Source organism: Campylobacter sp. 2018MI13 (assembly GCF_018501135.1).
GTDB lineage: Bacteria > Campylobacterota > Campylobacteria > Campylobacterales > Campylobacteraceae > Campylobacter_E.
In genome coordinates, this window is sequence record NZ_JAHCZC010000118.1 from 1 (window position 1) to 3,356 (window position 3,356).

Annotated in this window: 3 protein-coding genes; 2 read left to right on the forward strand and 1 reads right to left on the reverse strand. The window is 22.5% G+C overall.

Annotation, left to right across the window (positions count from 1 at the left end; all coding sequences use genetic code 11):
• Positions 1-91: 91 nt before the first annotated feature.
• Positions 92-937: a hypothetical protein gene (locus tag KJQ99_RS08985; RefSeq protein ID WP_214150604.1), complete on the forward strand. Its 846-nt coding sequence runs from the start codon at positions 92-94 to the stop codon at positions 935-937.
• A 27-nt stretch (positions 938-964) separates the two neighbouring features.
• On the opposite strand, the gene KJQ99_RS08990 is transcribed toward KJQ99_RS08985, so the two are convergent.
• Entirely contained in the window at positions 965-1,960 is a 996-nt protein-coding gene (locus tag KJQ99_RS08990) for a WYL domain-containing protein (protein WP_214150605.1), read from the reverse strand.
• Positions 1,961-2,054: 94 nt separating this feature from the next.
• Between KJQ99_RS08990 and KJQ99_RS08995 the strand changes: the two genes are divergently transcribed.
• Positions 2,055-2,201 carry a hypothetical protein gene (locus tag KJQ99_RS08995; RefSeq protein ID WP_214150606.1) on the forward strand — a complete coding sequence of 49 codons (147 nt, stop codon included), beginning with the start codon at positions 2,055-2,057 and terminating at the stop codon, positions 2,199-2,201.
• Positions 2,202-3,356: the final 1,155 nt, after the last annotated feature.

The window sequence follows — 3,356 nt, forward strand, 5'->3', positions numbered from 1 at the left end:
AGCTAAATATAACTAAAAGAATTTAAATTAGTGATAAAATCACAAGTATTATCTGATATAAAATAAAACATTTTGTTACAAGGAAATTAAAGTGGAAATTATCAATAAAAAGTGTGATATTTGTTCTTGTAAAATCTCAAAATTAACTTATAAAAAAGATTTAGGATTTATTAGTCTAAAATGTCCTAATTGTAATGCCTTGTATAGATCAAAAGACAAAATGTCTTTTGTTATGATAGATGCTGCTTTAGTGGATATTTCTCGTTGGGTTTGTGCATTGCTTTCTATTGTGCCTATTGCTTTATTGGATAAATTTATTAATAGCAGAATTATTCAAGTAGCAATATGGTTTTTAACTTTTTTGATTATTGCAAGTATTTTTTCATTCATTCATGATTATTTAGAATTGTTTATATTTTCAAAATTTGTTTTATTTGATAATAGTGAAACAATTGAAATTAAAAAATCTAGGTTAAGCAAATTAAAAGATTTTATGATTAATCTTAGTAAAAATATAAATATATTTTATAAAAAGTGTGATATTTGTTCTTGTAAAATCTCAAAATTAACTTATAAAAAAGATTTAGGATTTATTAGTCTAAAATGTCCTAATTGTAATGCTTTTTATATTTTAAAAAGCAAAATTAATGGCTTTTCTTTTAGCAATGCTCTGAGTGTTATTTTTGGTTTTATTAGTGCTATTATTACAATAATTTTTGCCACTTCAAATAAGAATTTAGCTAATGAAAATTTTGTATTTTTTATCTTTATATTATTTGCGATTTTTTTAATATCTATCGCTATTTTTTCTATTATTGAGCGTTATTTGAATATATTTATATTTTCTAAGTTTTTCTTGGTTGAAGATTTGAGTAAAATCAAAGCTAAAAGTAAAACAATAATAGACTATATTTTAAGCAAATTTAAATTCTTATAAATCATCACAAGCTTTAATTTATCTACACTATTGATAGGTATTCAATGCTTGTTTTAATGATTGCTTAAAGCTTTCTTGCAATGTTTTTGGTTCTAATATTTTTATATCAGGCAACCAACTTTTAACAAATCTTAATATTTCAAGCTCACTTGTATATTGTATATCTATTATTAGTGGATTTTCTTGAATTATTATTTGATGTTTAAAAAATTTTTTCATATCTTTTTGAAAATATTGTTTTATATTGTCGCTAATTTCTAATGTAGCCGTATTTACATTATTTAAATTATTATAATTACTTAAAGCATTATTTAATTCTTTTAGTTTTATATCTAATTTATCTGGAATTTCTATGTCTTTATAGTTAGAGCCAATAATTTCAGTGATATCTTCAATAAATGCTAATCTCTTAAGCTCAATGCTTTCATTTTCTTGTTTTACTAAAGCATACCAATTTTTATCACTATAAATTATTTTTAGAAAAATTACTTTATAAACTTCATTGCTTTTCATTGTAATAGTAGCTTTTAATTTTTTATTCATTAATTTGAAAATTTTTTTAGTATATTTTAATTCTAATTCACTCATTTTTGTATCTACTAAAGGATTATCTAGACACATAAAGTTATTTTTTAAATCTTTTGTAAGTTCTGTTATATTGTTAGAATTCAATGTTTTTAATGTATTAAATGCTAAAAATTCATCATAATTATATTTTTTATCTGTAAAAAATCTCAAAAAATCATCATTTAAATAATCAGAATTTATTATGTATTTAAATGGGCGTTTTTCTTCATACATTTTAATATATTGACTAAGATAATTTGATATTTTAATGTTTTCAATGATTTTTGAAATGCTTTGTTTTGAAATATTATAATTTAGTTTTACTTTTAAATACTTAGTTATATCTTCTCTAGTAGCACCTTTTTCACCTTTTTCATAAATTATTTTTATAATATTTAAATATAGAGTGAAGTTATCTAAGTTTGCTGGTTTTCTTTTGGTTTTTGTTCTTATCATTTTTATTCCTTATTTTTTTAGTCAATAATAATAGGACTTTAAAATTATATTATTTCATTGTTTAATAAATACAACGAGATTAAAAGGAGAAAAAATGGAAATAAAAATTAGCGAATTGGCTTTAAAAATTATAGCAGGCACAATAACAACGATAGCATTGGCAATAATAAGCTCAAATAATTCAGGTAATTCAAATCGCTTAGATAATACTTTTGATGATTTTGATGAGTTATTAAAATAAATCTAAAAGCCAAAATTTAATCAAAAGGAGAAGTAAAGAAAATCAAAAAATAATATATTTAATATTAAAATCTAAATTTATTTGATAAGAATATGTTGTAATACATAAACATTGTTAAGAATATGTATTACAAAAATACTTTTTTTATAATGAAAATACATTAAAAAATCATTATCACTATAATCAAAATATTTCACTTATAATTACATAATTTTATCACCTTTCTTATTTTAAACTTCCGTTTCTTTATATGTGATTTTTTATTTTTATACCACTTTTGAAATTTTATATGCCATTTGACTTTTACAAATATCAACCATGTTAATGCAAAGGCTGGATTTTTTCAATCCCCTAAAGCGGGGCAATATTCTCTAACCAAGTTAAGTTAGCTTTACAAATGCTAGAAATTAAGTTTCAATCCCCTAAATCGGGGCAATGTTCTCTAACTTATATGATTTAGGTAATAAAGAAGTAAAAATAATTAAGTTTCAATCCCCTAAATCGGGGCAATGTTCTCTAACAAAGTATAGTAAAGAGCATATAAATTTAAATAATAGGTTTCAATCCCCTAAATCGGGGCAATGTTCTCTAACAAAAGTAAGGTTAGGTATAGAAATATGCTTAATAGTTTCAATCCCCTAAATCGGGGCAATGTTCTCTAACTAAAGCTAATACATTAAAAGTTTTAAGTCAATTTGTTTCAATCCCCTAAATCGGGGCAATATTCTCTAACATAACTGAGAAAAATATACAGGTGATAACAGCAAATGTTTCAATCCCCTAAATCGGGGCAATATTCTCTAACCCTTAATTTTCCCATACTTTGTAAAAGAACTAAAATAAAAAAATCATTATAAATATCCTTGATTAATGCCTAATTATCAGCAAATAATTTTAATACAATAAATTTTTTAGAAAATGCCAAGCAAAAATTAAATTTCACTACTAAAACGCCTATTTCATCATAAAAATTTTTAATTTGCTTATCATTTTCTGATTTTAAGAAATTTTTAAAGTCTAAAAAGCCTATAATTAGGGCTTTTAAATCTTAAACAAAAATAAATTTTAGAAAATGCCAAGCAAAAATTCACAAAAACCCATAAAATTAAAATATTTAAGCTGATTTTAAGCCTAAAACTAGGTAAATGCGAAATG

Bases quoted from the DNA above. Each gene is read 5' to 3' on its own strand.
- KJQ99_RS08990 (WP_214150605.1), bottom strand. From the start codon at position 1,960: ATGATAAGAACAAAAACCAAAAGAAAACCAGCAAACTTAGATAACTTC.
- KJQ99_RS08995 (WP_214150606.1), top strand. From the start codon at position 2,055: ATGGAAATAAAAATTAGCGAATTGGCTTTAAAAATTATAGCAGGCACA.